This window comes from Psychroserpens mesophilus (genome assembly GCF_000826645.1).
Classification (GTDB): Bacteria; Bacteroidota; Bacteroidia; order Flavobacteriales; family Flavobacteriaceae; genus Psychroserpens; species Psychroserpens mesophilus.
The window spans coordinates 137,723-156,776 of the sequence record NZ_JXJP01000020.1; the positions used below are offsets into that span (position 1 = coordinate 137,723).

The 19,054-nt window shown below is 33.1% G+C and carries 20 protein-coding genes; 11 read left to right on the forward strand and 9 right to left on the reverse strand.

The annotated features are described in order from the left end of the window. Positions 1 to 118 precede the first annotated feature (118 nt). The 3 genes from TD18_RS13315 to TD18_RS13325 all read left to right on the forward strand — a co-directional run bounded on the left by TD18_RS13315 (position 119) and on the right by TD18_RS13325 (position 2,578). A complete protein-coding gene (locus tag TD18_RS13315) occupies positions 119 to 370 on the forward strand; it encodes a type B 50S ribosomal protein L31 (RefSeq protein WP_040253494.1) in 252 nt (83 codons plus the stop codon). Positions 371 to 476: 106 nt separating this feature from the next. Continuing rightward, positions 477 to 1,658, forward strand: coding sequence for a GlmU family protein (locus tag TD18_RS13320; RefSeq protein WP_040253496.1), 1,182 nt, complete (start codon positions 477 to 479; stop codon positions 1,656 to 1,658). 11 nt (positions 1,659 to 1,669) lie between these two features. After that, entirely contained in the window at positions 1,670 to 2,578 is a 909-nt protein-coding gene (locus TD18_RS13325) for a TolB family protein (RefSeq protein WP_160289470.1), read from the forward strand. A gap of 4 nt (positions 2,579 to 2,582) precedes the next feature. Here TD18_RS13325 and TD18_RS13330 read toward each other — a convergent pair whose 3' ends face one another. Then, positions 2,583 to 4,223, reverse strand: coding sequence for an ABC transporter substrate-binding protein (locus TD18_RS13330; RefSeq protein WP_241480678.1), 1,641 nt, complete (start codon positions 4,221 to 4,223; stop codon positions 2,583 to 2,585). Between the two features lie 81 nt (positions 4,224 to 4,304). Here TD18_RS13330 and mtaB point away from each other — a divergent pair, with 81 nt between their 5' ends. Further along, entirely contained in the window at positions 4,305 to 5,630 is a 1,326-nt protein-coding gene (gene mtaB, locus TD18_RS13335) for a tRNA (N(6)-L-threonylcarbamoyladenosine(37)-C(2))-methylthiotransferase MtaB (RefSeq protein WP_040253498.1), read from the forward strand. 70 nt (positions 5,631 to 5,700) lie between these two features. Further along, positions 5,701 to 6,177 carry a hypothetical protein gene (locus TD18_RS13340; RefSeq protein ID WP_152611382.1) on the forward strand — a complete coding sequence of 159 codons (477 nt, stop codon included), beginning with the start codon at positions 5,701 to 5,703 and terminating at the stop codon, positions 6,175 to 6,177. A 70-nt stretch (positions 6,178 to 6,247) separates the two neighbouring features. Here TD18_RS13340 and TD18_RS13345 read toward each other — a convergent pair whose 3' ends face one another. Beyond that, on the reverse strand, positions 6,248 to 6,544 hold the full coding sequence (locus TD18_RS13345; protein WP_174435326.1) for a GNAT family N-acetyltransferase: 297 nt from the start codon (positions 6,542 to 6,544) through the stop codon (positions 6,248 to 6,250). 117 nt (positions 6,545 to 6,661) lie between these two features. Here TD18_RS13345 and TD18_RS13350 point away from each other — a divergent pair, with 117 nt between their 5' ends. From TD18_RS13350 to cls, 3 genes are read left to right on the forward strand one after another with little or no spacing between them, the layout of a single operon-like run. Further along, positions 6,662 to 7,330: an alpha/beta hydrolase gene (locus tag TD18_RS13350; protein ID WP_040253501.1), complete on the forward strand. Its 669-nt coding sequence runs from the start codon at positions 6,662 to 6,664 to the stop codon at positions 7,328 to 7,330. Positions 7,331 to 7,371: 41 nt separating this feature from the next. Continuing rightward, entirely contained in the window at positions 7,372 to 8,325 is a 954-nt protein-coding gene (locus TD18_RS13355; protein ID WP_040253503.1) for a lytic transglycosylase domain-containing protein, read from the forward strand. Further along, positions 8,326 to 9,780, forward strand: a complete 1,455-nt coding sequence (gene cls, locus TD18_RS13360; RefSeq protein WP_040253505.1) for a cardiolipin synthase — start codon at positions 8,326 to 8,328, stop codon at positions 9,778 to 9,780. Positions 9,781 to 9,783: 3 nt separating this feature from the next. Here the strand turns inward: cls and TD18_RS13365 are convergent, their stop codons facing one another. Continuing rightward, positions 9,784 to 10,362 carry a hypothetical protein gene (locus TD18_RS13365; protein ID WP_040253507.1) on the reverse strand — a complete coding sequence of 193 codons (579 nt, stop codon included), beginning with the start codon at positions 10,360 to 10,362 and terminating at the stop codon, positions 9,784 to 9,786. 159 nt (positions 10,363 to 10,521) lie between these two features. Here TD18_RS13365 and rpmH point away from each other — a divergent pair, with 159 nt between their 5' ends. The 3 genes from rpmH to TD18_RS13380 all read left to right on the forward strand — a co-directional run bounded on the left by rpmH (position 10,522) and on the right by TD18_RS13380 (position 14,590). After that, positions 10,522 to 10,683 (forward strand): 50S ribosomal protein L34, encoded by a 162-nt coding sequence (gene rpmH / locus TD18_RS13370; protein ID WP_033961596.1) that lies wholly within the window; start codon positions 10,522 to 10,524, stop codon positions 10,681 to 10,683. Between the two features lie 98 nt (positions 10,684 to 10,781). Continuing rightward, a complete protein-coding gene (gene carB, locus TD18_RS13375; RefSeq protein ID WP_040253511.1) occupies positions 10,782 to 13,634 on the forward strand; it encodes a carbamoyl-phosphate synthase large subunit in 2,853 nt (950 codons plus the stop codon). Between the two features lie 71 nt (positions 13,635 to 13,705). Beyond that, positions 13,706 to 14,590: a T9SS type A sorting domain-containing protein gene (locus TD18_RS13380; protein WP_040253514.1), complete on the forward strand. Its 885-nt coding sequence runs from the start codon at positions 13,706 to 13,708 to the stop codon at positions 14,588 to 14,590. Between the two features lie 54 nt (positions 14,591 to 14,644). On the opposite strand, the gene TD18_RS13385 is transcribed toward TD18_RS13380, so the two are convergent. The 6 genes from TD18_RS13385 to TD18_RS13410 all read right to left on the reverse strand — a co-directional run bounded on the left by TD18_RS13385 (position 14,645) and on the right by TD18_RS13410 (position 18,987). Further along, positions 14,645 to 15,181, reverse strand: coding sequence for a YceI family protein (locus TD18_RS13385; protein ID WP_040253516.1), 537 nt, complete (start codon positions 15,179 to 15,181; stop codon positions 14,645 to 14,647). A gap of 23 nt (positions 15,182 to 15,204) precedes the next feature. Further along, positions 15,205 to 15,567, reverse strand: coding sequence for a hypothetical protein (locus TD18_RS13390; RefSeq protein ID WP_040253518.1), 363 nt, complete (start codon positions 15,565 to 15,567; stop codon positions 15,205 to 15,207). Between the two features lie 11 nt (positions 15,568 to 15,578). After that, positions 15,579 to 16,427, reverse strand: coding sequence for a DUF5777 family beta-barrel protein (locus TD18_RS13395; protein ID WP_040253520.1), 849 nt, complete (start codon positions 16,425 to 16,427; stop codon positions 15,579 to 15,581). Between the two features lie 189 nt (positions 16,428 to 16,616). Beyond that, on the reverse strand, positions 16,617 to 17,372 hold the full coding sequence (locus TD18_RS13400) for a T9SS type A sorting domain-containing protein (RefSeq protein ID WP_040253521.1): 756 nt from the start codon (positions 17,370 to 17,372) through the stop codon (positions 16,617 to 16,619). 32 nt (positions 17,373 to 17,404) lie between these two features. Continuing rightward, the gene (locus TD18_RS13405) at positions 17,405 to 17,782 is read right to left on the reverse strand and encodes an OB-fold protein (RefSeq protein WP_040253523.1); all 378 of its coding nucleotides are present in this window, start codon (positions 17,780 to 17,782) and stop codon (positions 17,405 to 17,407) included. A 128-nt stretch (positions 17,783 to 17,910) separates the two neighbouring features. After that, positions 17,911 to 18,987 carry a hypothetical protein gene (locus TD18_RS13410; RefSeq protein WP_040253525.1) on the reverse strand — a complete coding sequence of 359 codons (1,077 nt, stop codon included), beginning with the start codon at positions 18,985 to 18,987 and terminating at the stop codon, positions 17,911 to 17,913. Positions 18,988 to 19,054 lie beyond the last annotated feature (67 nt).

Genomic DNA, 19,054 nt, shown 5'->3' on the forward strand with positions numbered 1-19,054 from the left:
TTTACTTAAATTTGTTACAACAATTAGAGGAATAAAAAAAGAAATAAATTATTGGTAATTTACAAAAATTACTTAAATTTGCACCTCCAAAATAGTAAGGATTTTAAAGAATAAAGAGATGAAAAAAGGAATACATCCAGAAAATTATAGACTTGTAGCATTTAAAGATATGTCAAATGACGATGTGTTTTTAACAAAGTCAACAGCAGAAACAAATGAAACTATTGAAGTTGATGGTGTTGAATATCCAGTGGTTAAATTGGAAATTTCAAGAACATCTCATCCATTTTACACTGGTAAATCTAAATTAGTAGATACTGCTGGTCGTATTGACAAGTTCAAAAACAAATACGCTAAATTTAAAAAATAAGCGTTATAAAATTATATATTGAAAGCCTTCAGGATTTATCTCGAAGGCTTTTTTGTTATCTACAATTGCGTTACATTTGAAATAACTTATAATTTCAATCACAATCATGAACTACATTCTTTTTGATGGTCCTTCACGAAATAATTTATTACCATTTACATTCACAAGACCAGTTGCCGAAATACGAGTTGGGATTTTAACCATAAGAGAAAAATGGGAAAAGCATTTAGAAGCAACTACAACAACTTTAACCGAAGAATATCTTTCTGAAAGGTATCCTATGGTGGAAATGGATTTAAATGTGATGATTAATGCATCTTATTTGCCTAATAAAGAGTTGGTAGATAGAATTAAAAGTCTTGAAGAAAATCAGGCTATTTTTAAAGATGAGGATGTCATTGCATTCTATTCTAAAGACACTCAGGACGAAGTCAACTTTGAGACCTATGAAGCGATCGAATTTGATAACGACCTTATCAAGATAGCGCATACTTGGGATATTTTTTCCAAGAATGGTGATGCTATTCAGGAGGATTTTGAATTATTAACTCATAATCGTACATCGCAACCTATTCCAAATTCAAATAACTGTATTAATGCTGAAAACATTTTTGTTGAAGAAGGTGCAAAACTTGAGTTTACTACGCTAAACGCCAGTTCTGGACCTATCTATATAGGAAAAGATGCTGAAATTATGGAAGGAAGTTTAGTTCGTGGTCCTTTTGCTCTTTGCGAGTATGCAACTTTAAAATTAGGCGCTAAAATTTATGGACCAACCACTGTTGGACCTCATAGTAAAGTGGGAGGTGAAGTGAATAATTCCGTTATTTTCGGATTTTCAAATAAAGGTCACGATGGCTTTTTAGGAAATTCAGTCTTAGGCGAATGGTGTAACCTTGGCGCAGATACAAACAATTCTAACCTGAAAAATAATTATGCAGAAGTACGTCTTTGGAATTATGAAACTCAAGGGTTTGCAAAAACAGGATTGCAGTTTTGTGGATTGATGATGGGAGATCATAGTAAGTGTGGTATCAATACCATGTTCAATACTGGTACAGTTGTTGGTGTGAGTGCCAATATATTTGGAAGCGGTTTTCCTAGAAATTTTGTGCCTAGTTTTAGTTGGGGCGGAAGTTCAGGATTTACAACCTATCTTACAAAAAAAGCATTTGAAGTTGCTGAAGTAGTGATGTCAAGACGAGCTATTGAGTTTTCTGATGTTGATAAAGCTATCCTTGAGCATGTTTTTGAAGAAACAAAACAATGGCGAAAAAAAGACGAATAAACTTAAATAAGATGAAACCATACCTACTTACATTGGCTTTAGTTATTGCAACTTCAGTTAACTCCCAAAATGAAACCTATACCTTGAAGAACATTTCTCTTAATGATGAATTAAGCCAATATGGAGTTGTTCATGTTAATGATGGTATTGTGTATTATTCAAGATATAAGGTCAATAGTTTTGGTTCTGTAGAACGTAATAGTGGTAACCAACAAATTTTTACAGTCTATCATGGTGAAATGAATGAAAGTGGAGATATCATTAACACCAAAGAATTTAAGTCATCAGATCGATTTGTATTTAATAGTTCGACAGCTGGTTTTAGTAAAGATGGCAAATATATGTATGTGACCACCAATGAAAAAAAACGTGGTGATGTTTATAAATACGATGATAAAACAAGAAATCTTCGAATAGAGCGAGGTGAGTATGTTGAAGGAAAAGGCTATATGAATTTTAAGCCTTTGCATTTTTGTGATGAACGGTATTCGTATGGGCATCCTTCCGTAAGTCCAGATGGAAAATATTTGTATTTTACATCAAACATCCCAAGTGCTAAAGGTCCGACAGATATTTTCAGAGTTGAAATTTTAGGAAACGATAAATACGGAAAACCTGAAAATCTAGGCGTAAAATTAAACTCACCAAGAAAGGAAATGTTTCCGTTTATAAGTGCTGATAACACACTATATTTCTCTTCAGATCGCGCGAAAGGTATAGGTGGATTAGATTTATACAGAGCAGAAATGCAGCTAGATGGTACATTTGGAACACCAGAATTAATGCCAGCTCCAATCAACAGCGAAGCAGATGATATGTGTTTTGAATTGCTACCTGATGGAAAATCGGGTTACTTTTCTTCTAATAGAGAAGGCGGAAAAGGTGAAGATGATATTTACTACTTTACAATTAATAACTAAAAAATTAGTCTTTAATTTTCTTTACACGCTTTAAATCTAACAGGTTAATAGGATTAATACCTAAACCTGACACCTCTTTTCTGGTAAATCTTACCACTTCATCATAAAATAAAGGCACAACAGGTGTTTTAGCCATAACCAGACTATCCATTTTGGTGTATAATCGTTCACGTTTTTTGGTGTCTGTAATGGTAAATGCTTCTTCATACCATTGATCAAATACTTCACTCTTAAAATGGGTGTAATTCGGACCGTTAGGTGCAAAGTTTTTACTGTAATACAATGATAAATAGTTTTCGGCATCAGGATAATCTGCAACCCAACTTGCCCTAAATAGATTAAGTTTTCCGTTTGCCTTAGCGTCTTTTAGCGTTGCCGCAGGAATGACATCTACATTAACAGTAATGCCAATCTTTTGAAGTTCTCTTTGAATAAATTCACAAAAACTCAAATAATTACTGGTTGTTGTTATGGTTATTTCTGGAGTTGCAATACCAGTTTCAGTTTGAAATTCCTGGACCAGTTGTTTGGCTTTTTCTGGTTGAAAACTAAAACCAATAGCATCATCATATCCAGGAAGCCCTTTTGGAATAAAACCACCATGGGCAGGAATCCCAATGCCATTTCGCAAATAGGTCATCATTTTTTGACGATCAAATCCGTAATTAATGGCTTTTCTGAGTAGATCAGATTGTATTTCAGGTAATTCAGTTTCCATAAAAAATGCCAGATATTCGGTATTTAGATATGGACCACGAATCATGTTGATTTGAGTTTCATATTGTGATCTTAAGTTTCCATTTGCAGTTAATAGTTCATCTTTGTAGGAGGCGTCTAAGCCAGAAACAAAATCGATATTTCCTTGTGCAAATTGTAAAAATTCACTTTGTTTATCAGGTAAAAACGTAATGGCTACAGCTTCAAGATAAGGCAATTGATTACCGTTGGAATCACTCTCAAAATAGTTGTCGTTCTTTCTAAAAATAAGCTTAAGATTTTCTTCCCATCGTTTAAATTTAAAAGGTCCAGTTCCTATAGGATGAGATCTGAAATCTGACTTGTAATGTTCCACAATTTCCCTCGGAACAACAGAGCAATATTTCATAGTTAGGAGTCCGAGAAACGCAGGAAAAGCCTGATTTAACTGAATTTGGAAAAGCGTATCGTTAACTGCTGTAAAATGATCAACTTTATTGAGTGTCCAGCTTCCAGGTGAGGCTATGTTTTTATCTATTAAGCGTTTAAAACTATATTCAAAGTCACTCGCTGTTACAATTCTGGTTGAATCTTTTCCAAATAATTCATGCTTATGAAACTGAACATCATTCCGAAGTGAAAACGAGTAGGTGAGCGCATCTTCCGAAATACTCCAGGCTTTAGCTATACAAGGCTGTACATTTAAATTTTCATCCATTTGAACCAATCCGTTAAACAACTGATTGATGGCCCAAATGTCTGCATTATCTTTTGCAAATGCAGGATCTAAGGATCCAATGTTTTTATGTTCATTGTATTTAAAAACAAGATGATTTTGATAAGAATTACTGTTGTTTCCGCATGAAAAAAGAAAAAAACTACTTAAAACACTCATAATCATCATTAATAATGAATATTTACTAATCACAGGTTTTAAGATATTGCTCATTAATTGTAAATTTGCCCACTCTAAATTAGAAACAAGTAAATATAAATAGATTTCTGTCCTCACGGAAATTCAAATCGAGTTATGAGTAAAAAAGTCGCATTTTATACCTTAGGTTGTAAACTCAACTTTTCTGAAACATCTACAATTGCAAGAAATTTTTCTTCGGAAGGCTTCGAACGCGTTGATTTTAAAGACAAAGCAGATATATATGTGATTAATACCTGTTCTGTTACCGAAAATGCAGATAAGCGGTTTAAGTCGATTGTGAAACAAACTCAAAAAGTAAATCCGGAAGCATTTGTAGCAGCAGTTGGTTGTTATGCACAATTAAAACCTCAAGAATTAGCAGATGTTGAAGGTGTAGATTTGGTGTTAGGCGCTACTGAAAAATTTAATATTACAAGCTATCTTAATGACCTCACTAAAAATGATATGGGTGAAGTGCATAGTTGTGAGATTCAAGATGCCGATTTTTATGTTGGGAGTTATTCTTTTGGTGATCGGACGCGCGCTTTTTTGAAAGTTCAGGATGGCTGTGATTATAAATGTACCTATTGTACGATTCCGCTGGCAAGAGGAATTTCCAGAAGTGATACTTTAGATAATGTCATTCAAAATGCTAAAGCGATTTCAGAAAAAAACATAAAAGAAATTGTACTTACTGGAGTTAATATTGGCGATTATGGTAAAGGTGAATTTGGAAACAAAAAACACAAGCATACTTTCTACGAATTGGTTAAAGCTTTAGATCAGGTTGATGGTATTGAACGCTTACGTATTTCGTCTATTGAACCGAATCTGCTTAAAAATGAAACCATAGAATTTGTTTCTGAAAGTGATTCATTTGTACCTCATTTCCATATTCCGTTGCAGAGTGGAAGTAATGACATTTTAAAGTTAATGCGTCGTCGTTATATGAAAGAATTATATGTGGATCGTGTTTCAAAAATAAAAGAGACGATGCCTCACGCCTGTATTGGAGTTGATGTTATTGTTGGGTTTCCGGGGGAAACAGACGATTTGTTTTTAGAAACCTATAATTTTCTTAACGAATTAGATGTTTCCTATTTACATGTGTTTACCTATTCAGAGCGTGATAATACTGTTGCAGCTTCGTTAGATAATGTTGTTCCTAAAAATAAACGCGCTAAGCGCAGTAAAATGCTAAGAGGCTTATCTGCTAAAAAAAGACGATCGTTTTATGAACATCAATTAGGAAGCACTCGAACGGTCCTTTTTGAAGGTGAAAATAAAGAAGGTTATATTCACGGATTTACTGAAAATTATGTCAAAGTAAAATCGCCTTGGAATCCTGAATTAGTTAACACGTTACATGACGTTGAACTAACTAAAATTGATGAGGATGGCTTGGTACGTTTTGATTTTGTTAATGAGATTACACAATAAGAGTGAATCAAAATTGTGTAGTAAAAATCTTATGGTATATTTGCCAACAATTCAAAAATCAAAACCAAAGATGAAAAAATTTTTTTTAAGCGTATTTGTTGTTGCAATGTCTTTAGCAACAGTTTCTTGTAGTAAGGATGATGATAACAATACTCAAGATCCTGGTGTAAACCAACGAGAATTAGCAGTAACTATTGATGGTCAGCAGTTAAATTTTAACTCAATTATTGTGGATCGCTATAATTACGAAGGAGACATAGAATTAGACATAACTGCTACTATTGGTGGAGCAACAGAACGTATATTTACGTTTTATACTTTCGTAGGAGATACTGGTGCTAATGCCATATATAATTTTAGTTATACGCGAAATGGGGTGTATTATGGTGCATTTTCTAGTGGTACTAACTTTGTGTCTGTGACAAATGTTAATAATGGTTCAAGATTGGAAGTCAATTTTTCTGGAACTTTATCTGGTTATGATGAAGTTGCACAAGAAGAAGTTTTCATAACTCTTGAAAACGGGACTATTCGATTAGACTTATAATAGAATTCAAATTATAAAAAAAACCGAAGTTTATACTTCGGTTTTTTTTATATCATTTATTCATCTGGTATTAGATTCTAATACCAACTGGTAACATCTTTTTGTATTTGCGGTGTCTCCTAATAAACTTTGCAATTTCAGGACTTGTGGGTACAACGCTAATATTCCGTTCTGCAATATTTTCGAATACTAAAGTTAAAAATTCCTCCTCAAAACCTTCAGAGTTAATGGTATCTGGAATAATAAGTTTTGTTAAGAAAATTTTACGATCTTGGAGAGCGTATTCAATTTTAGCAAGTTCATCATCAACCTTAAGTTCAAATTGACGTAAAAAATCATTGTCAGTCAGTTCTGCTGCATCAATCATAATAATTCGTATTTAATTCAATGGTTGGTAGGGTAGAAACTATAGTTTATATAGTTTTGTAGTACAAATTTACAAAAAATTTAACAGAAACTAAAAATAACTGATTTATAAATACTTATGACCAAAGAGATCATACATATTTACCTCATGCCTGGTATGGCTGCTAACCCAACAATTTTTGAACATATCAAGCTGCCAGAGGACCAGTTTAAAATCCATTGGCTGGAATGGATGATGCCAGAACCGAAGGAGTCTTTAGAATCTTATGCTAAACGAATGATTGCTAAAATAGAGCATAATGATGTTGTTTTACTTGGTGTGTCTTTTGGAGGAATACTGGTTCAGGAAATGAGTAAGTATATGAAGCTAAGAAAACTTTTTGTGGTGTCAAGTGTTAAATCAAAACACGAACTGCCAAAACGAATGAAGATTATGAAGGCTACCAAAGCGTATAAAATCTTACCGACTCAATTGGTAAGTAATATTGATTTTTTGGCAAAATATGCTTTTGGAGAAACGGTTACCAAACGGGTTGAATTGTATAAAAAATATCTTTCTGTAAGCGATAAACGTTATTTAGATTGGGCTATTGAGAACGTTATTGAATGGGATCAGGAAGAACCAAATCCCGACGCTATTTATATCCATGGTGATAAAGATGCAATTTTTACACATTCTTGTCATGGTAATTGTATTGTTGTTAAAGGTGGAACACATATAATGGTGATAAATAAGTACAAATGGTTTAATGAAAATTTACCAAAACTTATATTGGAAGAGCCTTGAAAGGCATCATAATATTTTATACATTTATAAAAAAAGTAATTATGAAAACAATTAAAAATATATTAGCGACAATTGGCTTGATTGCAGTATCAGGACTGTTTATTTTTGCCATGCAGAAAGCACCTTCAGAAACTCATAATTCAGATACATCAAAATCAACAGAAGATTCCAGACCTTCTAATAGTTATAATGTCTATGCTTTATCTGTTCCTGAATCTTTAAATTTTGCAGGAGAAGCTTTGCCTTTGAATAATCCAGATATTTTAGAACGAATGGATAGAGAATTGCTAGTAAATACGTACTGGCAGTCTAACGGACTCTTAATGTTTAAACGTGCAGCTAAATATTTTCCAATTATAGAACCGATTTTAAAAAAGAATGGTATTCCAGACGATTTTAAATATTTGGCTGTTATTGAAAGCGGACTTACAAATGCGGTGTCACCAGCAGGAGCAAGAGGAGTGTGGCAAATCATGAAAACTACAGGAAGAGAAAATGGTCTTGAGATTAATGACAATGTTGACGAACGTTACCATTTAGAAATGTCAACTGAGGTCGCTTGTAAATATTTATTAAAAGCTAAAGAACAATTAGGTTCTTGGACCTTAGCTGCAGCGGCTTATAATGCTGGTAATGCAGGAGTTTCAAGACGCTTAGAAGAGCAAGGCGTAACAGATTATTACGATTTGTTACTTGGCGAAGAAACAGGTAGGTATCTTTTTCGAATTGTAGCTTTGAAAGAAATCTTAAACCATCCAGATACCTATGGCTTTAACTTTAAAGAAGATGATTTATACAAATCTGTACCAACCTACAAGGTTGAAGTCGATACTGCAGTTGCAGATTTTTCTCAGTTTGCCAAGAAGTTTGGAATCAATTATAAAATTTTAAAACTTCATAATCCTTGGTTAAGGGAACCTCATTTAAATAATAAGTCTGGTAAAAAGTACAGTATCGATATTCCTAAAGATGGCTACTATTCAGTAAAACTTTAAATGATAGCATTTGTCAAAGATAATGTTTGGTGGATATTGCTGGTTTTAAATTATCTACTGGCTGTTTCTGCTGTCATTACAATTCTTCTTAAAAATATAAATCCGTCAAAGACCGTTGCTTACATCATGGTATTGGTGTTCTTTCCTTTTTTCGGATTGATAGTGTATTATTTGTTCGGACAAGAATACCGAAAGAGTAAAATCTTCAACAGAAAAGATATTGCTAATACAAATATTATCAAATCTGTAGGTGACAACTTGAGAGTTGAAGAGAAAAAGTTTGATCATATCGACATTGATTTAGATGATAAAATCAAACTCATAAAATTGCTTAAGGCAAGCGATAAATCACCACTCACTTTAGATAATTCAGTTGATATTCTGAAAAATGGTGAAGTGAAATTTGAACGCTTATTTGAAGATTTAAAACAAGCGAAGCAATACATTCATCTTGAATATTACATCATTAAAGATGATGCCATTGGCACAGAGTTACTTGATATTATTTCGGAAAAAGCTAAAGCCGGAATTGAGGTAAAGCTGAGTTATGATGATGTAGGAAGTAAATTGTCTTCAACCATGAAGCATCAGCTTAATGAATGCGGTGTAGAACATTTTCCGTTTATGCCAGTAGCATTTTCAAGTTTAACAGGTAAATCGAATTATAGAAATCACAGAAAAATTGCCATTATCGATGGGACTATTGGTTATATTGGAGGTATAAATGTTTCTGATAATTATGTAAACAATTCTAATAAATCTAAATATTGGAGAGATACCCATCTAAGGATTCATGGAGAGGCTGTCAAAGTACTTCAGTTTCATTTTTTGACCACATGGGAGTTTGTTAGTGATACTAAATTAGATATAAAGAAGATCTATTTTCCAGAAGTAGATTCAAATTCAAATGTCGCTGTACAGATAGCTGCAAGTGGTCCTGACACAGATTGGGCAAATATTATGGAAGCCATTTTGACTGCTATCAATAATGCTGAAGATTATATCTATTTAACCACACCTTACTTTATTCCAAACCCACAAATTATATCAGCATTGCAGATTGCTTCTAAAGTTGGTGTTGATGTAAAGTTACTTATTCCGAAGAATTCTGATTCATGGGTAGCAGAAAATGCGACAAATTCATATTTAGATACTTTAATGGAAGCAGGTATTGAAGTGTATCGTTACTGTAAAGGGTTTATCCACGCCAAAACTATGGTAGTTGATGATGTGTTTTCAACCATAGGAACTTGCAATCTCGATAATAGAAGCTTTAATATTAATTTTGAAATCAATGCGCTTATCTACAATAAAAAACAAAGCGAAATACTAAAGAATCACTTTTTAGAAGATCTAAAAGATAGCGAGTGTATCGATTTTGAATCTTGGAAAAATCGTTCAAAATTTTCTAAACTGAAAGAGTCTTTCGCCAGACTTTGGTCACCTTTGTTGTAAAATTTAGCGTCTGCTTCGCTTATTTTGACGCGCAGAGGTAGGTTGACCATAATGCTGTTTCGGTATGCTGGTTTTTTTCATTTGCTGCTTGAACATTTTAATCTGGTCTGCAAGCATATCTCTTTTATCGAGTTTTTGAGCTTCAGCTAGAAGTTTTTGAGCTTCTTGTGGGCGACGTTTGCTAAATGCAATTCCGGCTAAGTTTAATTTAGCCATAGCCAAATCATGATCCATGGACAGTCCTAAACCAATAGCTTTTTTGAAATACTTTTCAGCAGCATTCATATCGGTTTGTGCTACCATAATACCATGGAGATAATTATAATAACCTTCCTGTTTCTTAACTAACGCACTTGAAGGGTTTTTAATCTTGTTCAACCAGTTTTTTGCACCTTCAAAATCTTGCTTTCTTAATTTTAAAAAGGCGAGTAGAATAAATTCATTCTTAAAATATAGGAATATAAATATGAGGGATAAAAATATGTACATAATCCCATTGCCTATATAACCTTCAGTAAATTCGTATATGGCGTAGGCAATAATTAAAAAAGCAATAACTAATTTTATGTTTTTGTTGAACATTTTTTCAATTTAAAATTTAGGCTGCAAAGTTAATAAAAACAATTGTAAATATTTTTAATAATCCGTTTGGCAAACTAAAAACTCTTTGTATATTTGCACGCAGTTTTAAGAACAGCTTAGAACAATAAAAAGAATATAAGTTTTTAAAAATATAAGACAATGCCAAAAAGAACGTTTCAGCCGTCAAAAAGAAAGAGAAGAAATAAGCACGGTTTTAGAGAAAGAATGGCTTCTGTAAACGGAAGAAAAGTTTTAGCACGTAGAAGAGCTAAAGGAAGAAAGAAATTGTCTGTATCATCTGAAACTAGACATAAGAAATAATGATTAACAATTGTTAATATTTAAAAGGTGTTGCTTAGGTGTAACACCTTTTTTTGTACCTATATGTTACCTATTTTTGCAACCATAAAAAAAAAGTCATGCCAAAAAACGAAAAATTAAAATCTATCCTCATTATTGGCTCAGGTCCTATTGTAATCGGACAAGCCTGTGAATTTGATTATTCTGGAACACAAGCTTTACGATCGTTACGTGAAGATGGAATTGAAACGATTCTTATCAATTCTAATCCAGCAACAATTATGACAGATCCCACAATGGCTGACCACGTGTATTTATTGCCATTGACCACAAAGTCAATAATTAAAATCTTAAAAGAGCATCCTCAAATCGATGCCGTGTTACCTACAATGGGAGGACAAACGGCTTTAAATCTTTGTATTGAAGCTGATGAAAAAGGAATTTGGGAAGATTTTAATGTAGATATCATTGGTGTAGATATTGATGCCATTAATATCACCGAAGATAGAGAGCAATTTAGAGAATTGATGCTTAAAATAGGTGTTGGCATGGCACCTCAAGCTACAGCAAATTCTTACCTGAAAGGAAAGGAAATTGCTCAGGAATTTGGTTTTCCTCTGGTAATTAGAGCAAGTTATACCTTGGGTGGAGCAGGAGCTTCTTTTGTCTATAAGGAAGAAGAATTTGATGAATTATTAGAGCGTGGTTTGGAAGTGTCTCCAATTCATGAAGTCATGATAGATAAGGCTCTTATTGGCTGGAAAGAATATGAATTAGAGTTGTTAAGAGATAAAAATGATAACGTTGTTATTATTTGTACTATCGAAAATATGGATCCAATGGGAATCCATACTGGAGATTCGATAACAGTTGCGCCAGCTATGACACTTTCTGATAAAACTTTTCAGAAAATGCGAGATATGGCCATACATATGATGCGTAGTATTGGAGATTTTGCTGGTGGTTGTAATGTACAATTCGCTGTGAGTCCTGATGAAAATGAAGATATTATCGCTATTGAAATTAATCCTCGTGTATCGCGTTCGTCTGCATTGGCAAGTAAAGCAACAGGGTATCCTATTGCTAAAGTTGCTGCAAAATTAGCAGTTGGTTATACCTTAGATGAATTGAGTAACCAGATTACAGGCTCGACTTCAGCATTATTTGAACCAACCTTAGATTATGTAGTCGTTAAAATTCCTCGTTGGAATTTCGATAAATTTGAAGGGTCAGACAGACGTTTAGGCCTTCAGATGAAAGCCGTAGGAGAAGTAATGGCTATCGGACGTTCATTTCAGGAAGCGCTTCATAAAGCCACACAATCTCTTGAAATCAAGCGTAACGGATTAGGAGCTGATGGAAAAGGCTACAAAGATTATCAGCAAATTATTGATAAATTAACCTATGCAAGTTGGGATCGTGTGTTTGCGATTTATGATGCTATTCAAATGGGAATTCCGTTAAGTAGAATTCATGAAATCACTAAAATTGATATGTGGTTCTTAAAACAATACGAAGAACTGCACGAACTGGAAAAGGAGATTTCAAAGTTTACAATCGATACTATTGAGCGCGAGTTATTGCTAGAGGCTAAACAAAAAGGTTATGGTGATAGACAAATTGCTCACATGCTAAAATGTCTGGAAAGTCAGGTATATAATAAGCGTGATGAATTTAATATCAATCGTGTTTATAAATTAGTGGATACGTGCGCTGCAGAATTTAAAGCACAAACGCCTTATTACTATTCTACGTTTGAAAACGAGGTGGAAACTCCAGATGGAAGCAAATTTTCTGCAAATGAAAGTAAGGTTTCAGAAAAGAAAAAGATTATTGTCTTAGGTTCTGGACCAAACCGTATCGGACAAGGAATCGAGTTTGATTACTGCTGTGTTCACGGTGTTTTAGCAGCTTCTGAATGTGGTTACGAAACCATTATGATTAACTGTAACCCTGAAACCGTTTCAACAGATTTCGATATTTCTGATAAACTTTATTTTGAACCTGTATTTTGGGAACACATTTATGATATTATTCGTCATGAAAAACCTGAAGGTGTTATTGTTCAGTTAGGAGGTCAAACTGCTTTAAAGTTAGCTGAAAAATTAGATCGCTATGGTATAAAAATCATCGGAACTACTTATGAGTCTTTAGATTTGGCTGAAGATAGAGGACGTTTTTCTAACCTTTTAAAAGAAAATAATATTCCTTATCCACAGTTTGATATTGCTACTACAGCTGATGAGGCTTCAGCAATTGCTGATGTGCTGGATTTTCCAATATTAGTTAGACCTTCTTATGTTCTTGGAGGTCAAGGCATGAAAATCGTCATTAATAAAGAAGAACTTGAAGAGCATGTCGTAGATTTACTTAGAAGAATGCCAGGAAATCAGTTGCTTTTAGACCACTATCTTGATGGTGCTATTGAAGCTGAAGCAGATGCTATTTGTGATGGTGAAAATGTGTATATCATTGGTATTATGGAACATATTGAGCCTTGTGGAATACATTCTGGTGACAGTAATGCAACATTACCACCTTTCAATCTTGGTGAATTTGTGATGCAACAAATTAAAGACCACACAAAAAAGATAGCTTTAGCATTGAATACTGTGGGTTTAATCAATATCCAATTTGCTATAAAAGACGATATGGTGTATATCATTGAAGCTAACCCTAGAGCATCACGTACTGTTCCATTTATTGCCAAAGCCTATGGAGAACCTTACGTAAATTATGCGACTAAGGTTATGTTAGGCGAGAAAAAAGTGACAGACTTTAATTTTAATCCTCAATTAGAAGGTTATGCCATAAAACAACCAGTATTTTCATTTAATAAATTTCCTAATGTGAATAAAAAATTAGGTCCAGAAATGAAGAGTACAGGTGAAAGTATCTTATTTATTGATAGTTTAAAAGACGACGAGTTTTACAACTTATATTCAAGAAGAAAGATGTATTTGAGCAAATAATCTATTTTTTCGATGAACAGCATGGTCTAGTTAACTAAAAATTACTAATTTAGCTCGATAAAAGCTATTCTATGAAAATAAAATTACTTATACTATCTTTCTTATTGTCATCTTCGGTTGCTAGTGCACAGGTTGTTGCCAATCAAGTGGATGATTTTGAAGACAATACACCTCAAGGATGGACTATTGGTAGTTCTACACTTGCTGGAATATTAATTACAACACCAGCAGATGGTGGACCTGATGGTGCTGGTGACGGTTATTTTAGTTATACGACTACTGGATCTAGTAATGGAGGTGGAAGTAAATGTCTAATTTTTTCAAGAAATGCACAATGGTCAGGAGATTTTATCGGACAAGGCGTGGTTGCTGTTAAAATGGATGTTAGAGCAACTTCTGGAGATATAAATTTAAGAATTGGATTGGCAGATCAAGATTCAAATTCGTTCCCTGTGACTCAAATGGTAACAACTAATCCTGTTGTGATCACAGCTGGTTCTGGATGGCAAGAAGTTACCATTCCTATTCAGCCTTCAGATTTTACAGTTTTACCAGGAGGTTCGGGTTTAACAGCTGCTCAAGTATTGGCTAGTGTTGTTGAAATGCGTATTCTCAGTAATCCATCCGCATCATGGATTGGTGAGTCAGGTTTGCGTGTCATGGATTTAAATGATATTACAGCTTCGACTACTCTAAGTACAAATGACGTAGTAGCTTTTGATGAATTTTCAATTTCGCCAAATCCAGCAACTTCAAAGTTAAATGTGTATTTACCTCAGAATGCCAAGAATACTACCATTTCTGTTTATGATGTTTTGGGTAAAAAAGTATACTCAAAATCAATTGATGCATTGTCCTCAACATCAGTGGATGTTTCTAATTGGAATAGTGGTGTTTACATTATCAGAATTTCCTCAGATAATTCGACGCAGACTAAGCGTTTTGTAAAACAATAAAACTTTCAAACTTATACAACATATAAAAAACCATCAGTTCGTTCTGATGGTTTTTCATTTTTTGACCAATTCAAATTGAAAAGTAATCGTTATATCTTCAGTAATTTTATTGCTTACGATTTTAGGAATTTCAATATTAAAATCGGATGCTTTAGTTAAAAACTCACCAGTCAATATAATTTTATCTCCAACGACTGAAGTTTTAACTTTAATATTTTCAATTGCTTTAGTTTTTCCTTGAAATGATAATTCTCCATTGAGAAGATAAGTGTTTTCATTTTTTTCTAAGCTGAAATCTTCTATTTTGCCTTTAAAAGTAGCTTTAGGAAACTTATCTGATTCAGCATAATTTTCGTTAAAATGCTCTTCCATTAATGCATTTTTAAATCGGAACCCTTTAACTAATGCTAATGCAGCAATCTCACCATTTTCGGTATTCACAATTGCTGTAACAGACGCGTTCGTTGCTGCAACTTCTTCAAATGAAGGCACAGATGCTTCAAAATTAATGACACCTGTTTTTGTGATAAACTTGTTTTGTGCAAAAGTACTTGAAAACGCAAGAAGTAATAAAAGAGTTATAGTTTTCATTTTTAATGTATTTAGTTATTTAACTAGTTTTCTAATAATCCATCTGCTTCCCATTGAATCACAATATTTATCAAATTCTGTGGAAGACGAGGACCTCCAAATGGCATTACAAAACTTAAATCCTCTGATGATATTCGGCTTATTAAGCCATTATTTTCAATGGCACTTTTAACCTCATTGTACGTTGTTAACGATATTGGAGCTCCATTGATAGGTGGATTACTATGACAGGAAATACAGTTATTGTCTATAATAGACTTAACATGAGATTGATATGTAACAATTTCTGTAATAGGTGTTGAATCGATTAAATCGTCTTCACTGACATTAGAGCAATTGTAGCTCAATAGTAAAACAAAGAGATAATATATAAATTGATGTTTCATAATCTAATGTTTTAAAATACTCGACTTAAATTAAATCCGAAATAGATGTTTCCATCACTCCAGTTTCCAGTAGCCTGACCTAAAAACCCATTCGTATTCATGGCTTGTGCATTTGAAAAATGCATTTGAAAGACATGACCTCCAGTTTCTAAATCCATACCAATAGATAAAGGGTTTCTAAAAGGAGAATTATCGGCTCTGTTGAGGTGTAAACCATAATCTGCGTTAAATGACCAGCGTTTGGTTAATTTGTATCGGAAACCTCCTCCTAGAGCAAACTGTGAGTTATCTTGGTTATTGAGTTGAACATAATTGTCATGAAAAAATGTTGGTGCTAATTCTAATGAAATATTTCTATTAACTTTCCTTGAAATGAGTAATTGCAAAGTATAACCAAGTCGGTCTCTAAATTTTAATTTTGGAAGATTGTCTTTTTCTAATGAGGTATTCACTAATATGGAATTAAAACCCACAATAGTACATGGAAATCCGTTTTCCTGTTGCCTCAATAGTCTATATTTTGCTGAAGCTTCATATATTTTTTGAAATGAACTTCTGGAAACACCAAAGTTTACAGCATCTGAAATGCCATAAACAAAGTTTAGACGTGTCACAGCATCATCAAGTCCGAAAAAGCTGTCAAATCCATTTTCTATACTTCCAAATCGATGAGAAACAATAAAAGTAAACTCTTTTTTTGCTACCAGTTTGGTGGATTCAAAATTAACAATTTTTAAACCTTTAAATGCCGCAGATGCGTATTGATTGTTGATCGTGTCGATATCAATTTCACCTAATAAATCATCCTGAGCAATTGCTAACAATGGTGCACAGAGACACATGAAAAGAACTTTTTTCATAATTGATAGATTAAAAAATTAATGAGTATTCTTTAAATAGTTAGTATTTGAACATAGGATTCCACCTCCAAATAATTTAGAATAACTATTGAAGTATAAATTAGCTTATAATTTGAGAAGCTAATGCTTTAAGATTTTAAAAATTTTAAGCCAAATGCTAATAGAGTAAGCATTTGGCTTATGTAAATTTTAGTTTTTGATGAAACGTTTCGTTTCGGTTGAATCACCAATTGTGAATTTAACCAGATACAACCCTTCTTTTAATTCAGAAACATCAATTTGAGCTAAATCAGTTGTGTTGATCGTTTTTTGGATTACTAATTTTCCTAGAATATCATACAGCTGAATACCTAAATTAGCTTCACTATTTTGTAAAGTGATATTCAATACATCATCCGAAGGATTTGGATATAACTTTAAGTTTAATCCAAGATTAAAGTCACTAATTCCTAATAAGGTATCCCAAAACTGAAATCCGTTTTGATTTCCATCGCCATTATATTGATAAGGCGGAGAAACATTAATAAAGCTTCCTGCAGTCCAGATACCTTTCATGGCTGCAATATTTTCGCGTCCTTGTCCGAAAGTTCCCCATTGCACGAAATCTTGCATTGAAGTTGTAGATCCAAATGAAGAGGTTTGGTATAATCCTAAATCTGAAGAAGCGTCATTAAAGTTTGACGATGCCGTTACAACAACATCTTGTCCTGGACCTAAATTTAGAGAGCCACTTTGAACGGTTCCAGAGCCTAATTGCGTGTATGTAAATAAATGGCAAAACCAATATGAGGTTAAGTCAACAGTTGTACTACCATAATTGCGAATTTTTACCGTATTAGTAGCTGGATCAACTTCAATCATTCTAATTTGAGCATCTGAAGTCTGTGAAGCCAAAGTAAAAATAGCAATGGCTAATAAAAAATTTAAAATGTAATTTGTTTTCATAATATGTAATGGTTTTGGTTAATACTTAATTTTTAATTTATGGTGCATTGATCTAACTTTACCTGCTCCAGTAGGTCATCATAGCCAATCACTCGTCCTTTTATCTTTACTGTCGTATTGCTTTTTAATGTTGTTTCTATAGCCTTAGTAAATTGACAAAACACTTTGTCATTTAAGGTGATTGAATTAGAGTTGACTTCTGTAATATTTCCATTAACTTCAATTGTTGTATTTAGATATTTGGTTTCAGCTAAACTTGTATTTTCAGAAAAATTAGATGCTATTTCAATGGCGTTCACATTAAACTCTGCATTTTCATATTCAATATCTCTATGACTTTGATTAATATAACTATAACCAATTATCAGTGCAATAACTATAACAGCCAAAATACCAATTCGTTTTCGCATCGTGTTAAATTTTTAGTTTGGGTTTAAACTGCTTCGATGTTTTAAGATCAAAGCAGTTTAATTTTAACAATGTTAAATCCCTAATTATTAATGACTAATCCAATTTTTCTTTTTCATAATATGGTGCGTTAATTACAACTATTTCTGTAGCGTAATCTGTCATTTAAATCAAGTATCAAATCAACTTTTGTTAACCCAGAAGTCGTATTAATCTCTTGTAATTCCCAATTATTATTACATAAAGTCAATGCAGGAATATCTATGTCCACTGTAATATCATTTGCTGTTCCCGTCATGGACCATGTGCCGTAAACAGTAGTAGAATTCCAATACACGGAAACTGTACCATTTGATAAAAAGTTAAAATCATAACCTTCATAAATCGCATTGTAATCTGTGCTTTCCCTCTTTAATTTATCAACATACCAATCTTGACAGCCAGTCAAGTACTCAGCAAGCAGTTCTTGAGTGCAGTGGTTGCAATCATCATCATCAAAATCAAAATCATCATCCTCATCACAATCGTTTTGATGATTTTCAATACTGGATTTTAATTCAAGCATTGAATTGATTTGTAGCTGTGTCGTATCAGAAAGTTCTATGAATATTGGAAAATCTATTGAAACAATATCTTCCGGTAAAATAGCCGTTATAAAATTGTAGAGCGCTTTATCACCTGTGAACACTTCAGTAGATAAAATCTCATTATTTGTATTGAATATTGAAGCCGAAATAGGATAGATAAAGTCTACACATTCAATATCGTCATCTATACTGTTTTCACCATTGCAAGTTGCTGCGAAACTAGTTAATTCGCTATTAGAATTGATGACAACTTCAGAATAATCACTTTGTATAATCGTAACTGGAAAAGTTATTTCTAAGTCATTTACATCGTCGTATTCTTCATCAAAAATAGATTCAACTTTATCATAATCTGACGTATTGTTAATGACGACTTCAGTAGCATTAGCAGTTACAGTAATTGGAAACTTTAAATTGAAACAATTGGCAGCATCTAAAATATTATCGTGAGAACCATCATTTGTAACTGTTCGAAGCATTAAATTTGCAATAGTAGAATTAGGCTCTAAAGTATCTTCAGGTGGTGTTTCGATGAATTCAGTTTCTTCTTTTCTGCATGATGTTAGAACAACAGCTGAAGCGAATAACAACACACATAGGAATTTAAAAGATGTTTTCATAAGGATGCATTTCTTTGAATTGTAATGCTTTTAATATATAACAACTGAAGTTTAAAAACTCCTGAAA

Excerpts from the sequence above, each read along its gene's own strand:
- TD18_RS13315 (WP_040253494.1), top strand. The coding sequence starts at position 119 with ATGAAAAAAGGAATACATCCAGAAAATTATAGACTTGTAGCATTTAAA.
- TD18_RS13320 (WP_040253496.1), top strand. The coding sequence starts at position 477 with ATGAACTACATTCTTTTTGATGGTCCTTCACGAAATAATTTATTACCA.
- TD18_RS13325 (WP_160289470.1), top strand. The coding sequence starts at position 1,670 with ATGAAACCATACCTACTTACATTGGCTTTAGTTATTGCAACTTCAGTT.
- TD18_RS13330 (WP_241480678.1), bottom strand. The coding sequence starts at position 4,223 with ATGAGCAATATCTTAAAACCTGTGATTAGTAAATATTCATTATTAATG.
- mtaB (WP_040253498.1), top strand. The coding sequence starts at position 4,305 with ATGAGTAAAAAAGTCGCATTTTATACCTTAGGTTGTAAACTCAACTTT.
- TD18_RS13340 (WP_152611382.1), top strand. The coding sequence starts at position 5,701 with ATGAAAAAATTTTTTTTAAGCGTATTTGTTGTTGCAATGTCTTTAGCA.
- TD18_RS13345 (WP_174435326.1), bottom strand. The coding sequence starts at position 6,544 with ATGATTGATGCAGCAGAACTGACTGACAATGATTTTTTACGTCAATTT.
- TD18_RS13350 (WP_040253501.1), top strand. The coding sequence starts at position 6,662 with ATGACCAAAGAGATCATACATATTTACCTCATGCCTGGTATGGCTGCT.
- TD18_RS13355 (WP_040253503.1), top strand. The coding sequence starts at position 7,372 with ATGAAAACAATTAAAAATATATTAGCGACAATTGGCTTGATTGCAGTA.
- cls (WP_040253505.1), top strand. The coding sequence starts at position 8,326 with ATGATAGCATTTGTCAAAGATAATGTTTGGTGGATATTGCTGGTTTTA.
- TD18_RS13365 (WP_040253507.1), bottom strand. The coding sequence starts at position 10,362 with ATGTTCAACAAAAACATAAAATTAGTTATTGCTTTTTTAATTATTGCC.
- rpmH (WP_033961596.1), top strand. The coding sequence starts at position 10,522 with ATGCCAAAAAGAACGTTTCAGCCGTCAAAAAGAAAGAGAAGAAATAAG.
- carB (WP_040253511.1), top strand. The coding sequence starts at position 10,782 with ATGCCAAAAAACGAAAAATTAAAATCTATCCTCATTATTGGCTCAGGT.
- TD18_RS13380 (WP_040253514.1), top strand. The coding sequence starts at position 13,706 with ATGAAAATAAAATTACTTATACTATCTTTCTTATTGTCATCTTCGGTT.
- TD18_RS13385 (WP_040253516.1), bottom strand. The coding sequence starts at position 15,181 with ATGAAAACTATAACTCTTTTATTACTTCTTGCGTTTTCAAGTACTTTT.
- TD18_RS13390 (WP_040253518.1), bottom strand. The coding sequence starts at position 15,567 with ATGAAACATCAATTTATATATTATCTCTTTGTTTTACTATTGAGCTAC.
- TD18_RS13395 (WP_040253520.1), bottom strand. The coding sequence starts at position 16,427 with ATGAAAAAAGTTCTTTTCATGTGTCTCTGTGCACCATTGTTAGCAATT.
- TD18_RS13400 (WP_040253521.1), bottom strand. The coding sequence starts at position 17,372 with ATGAAAACAAATTACATTTTAAATTTTTTATTAGCCATTGCTATTTTT.
- TD18_RS13405 (WP_040253523.1), bottom strand. The coding sequence starts at position 17,782 with ATGCGAAAACGAATTGGTATTTTGGCTGTTATAGTTATTGCACTGATA.
- TD18_RS13410 (WP_040253525.1), bottom strand. The coding sequence starts at position 18,987 with ATGAAAACATCTTTTAAATTCCTATGTGTGTTGTTATTCGCTTCAGCT.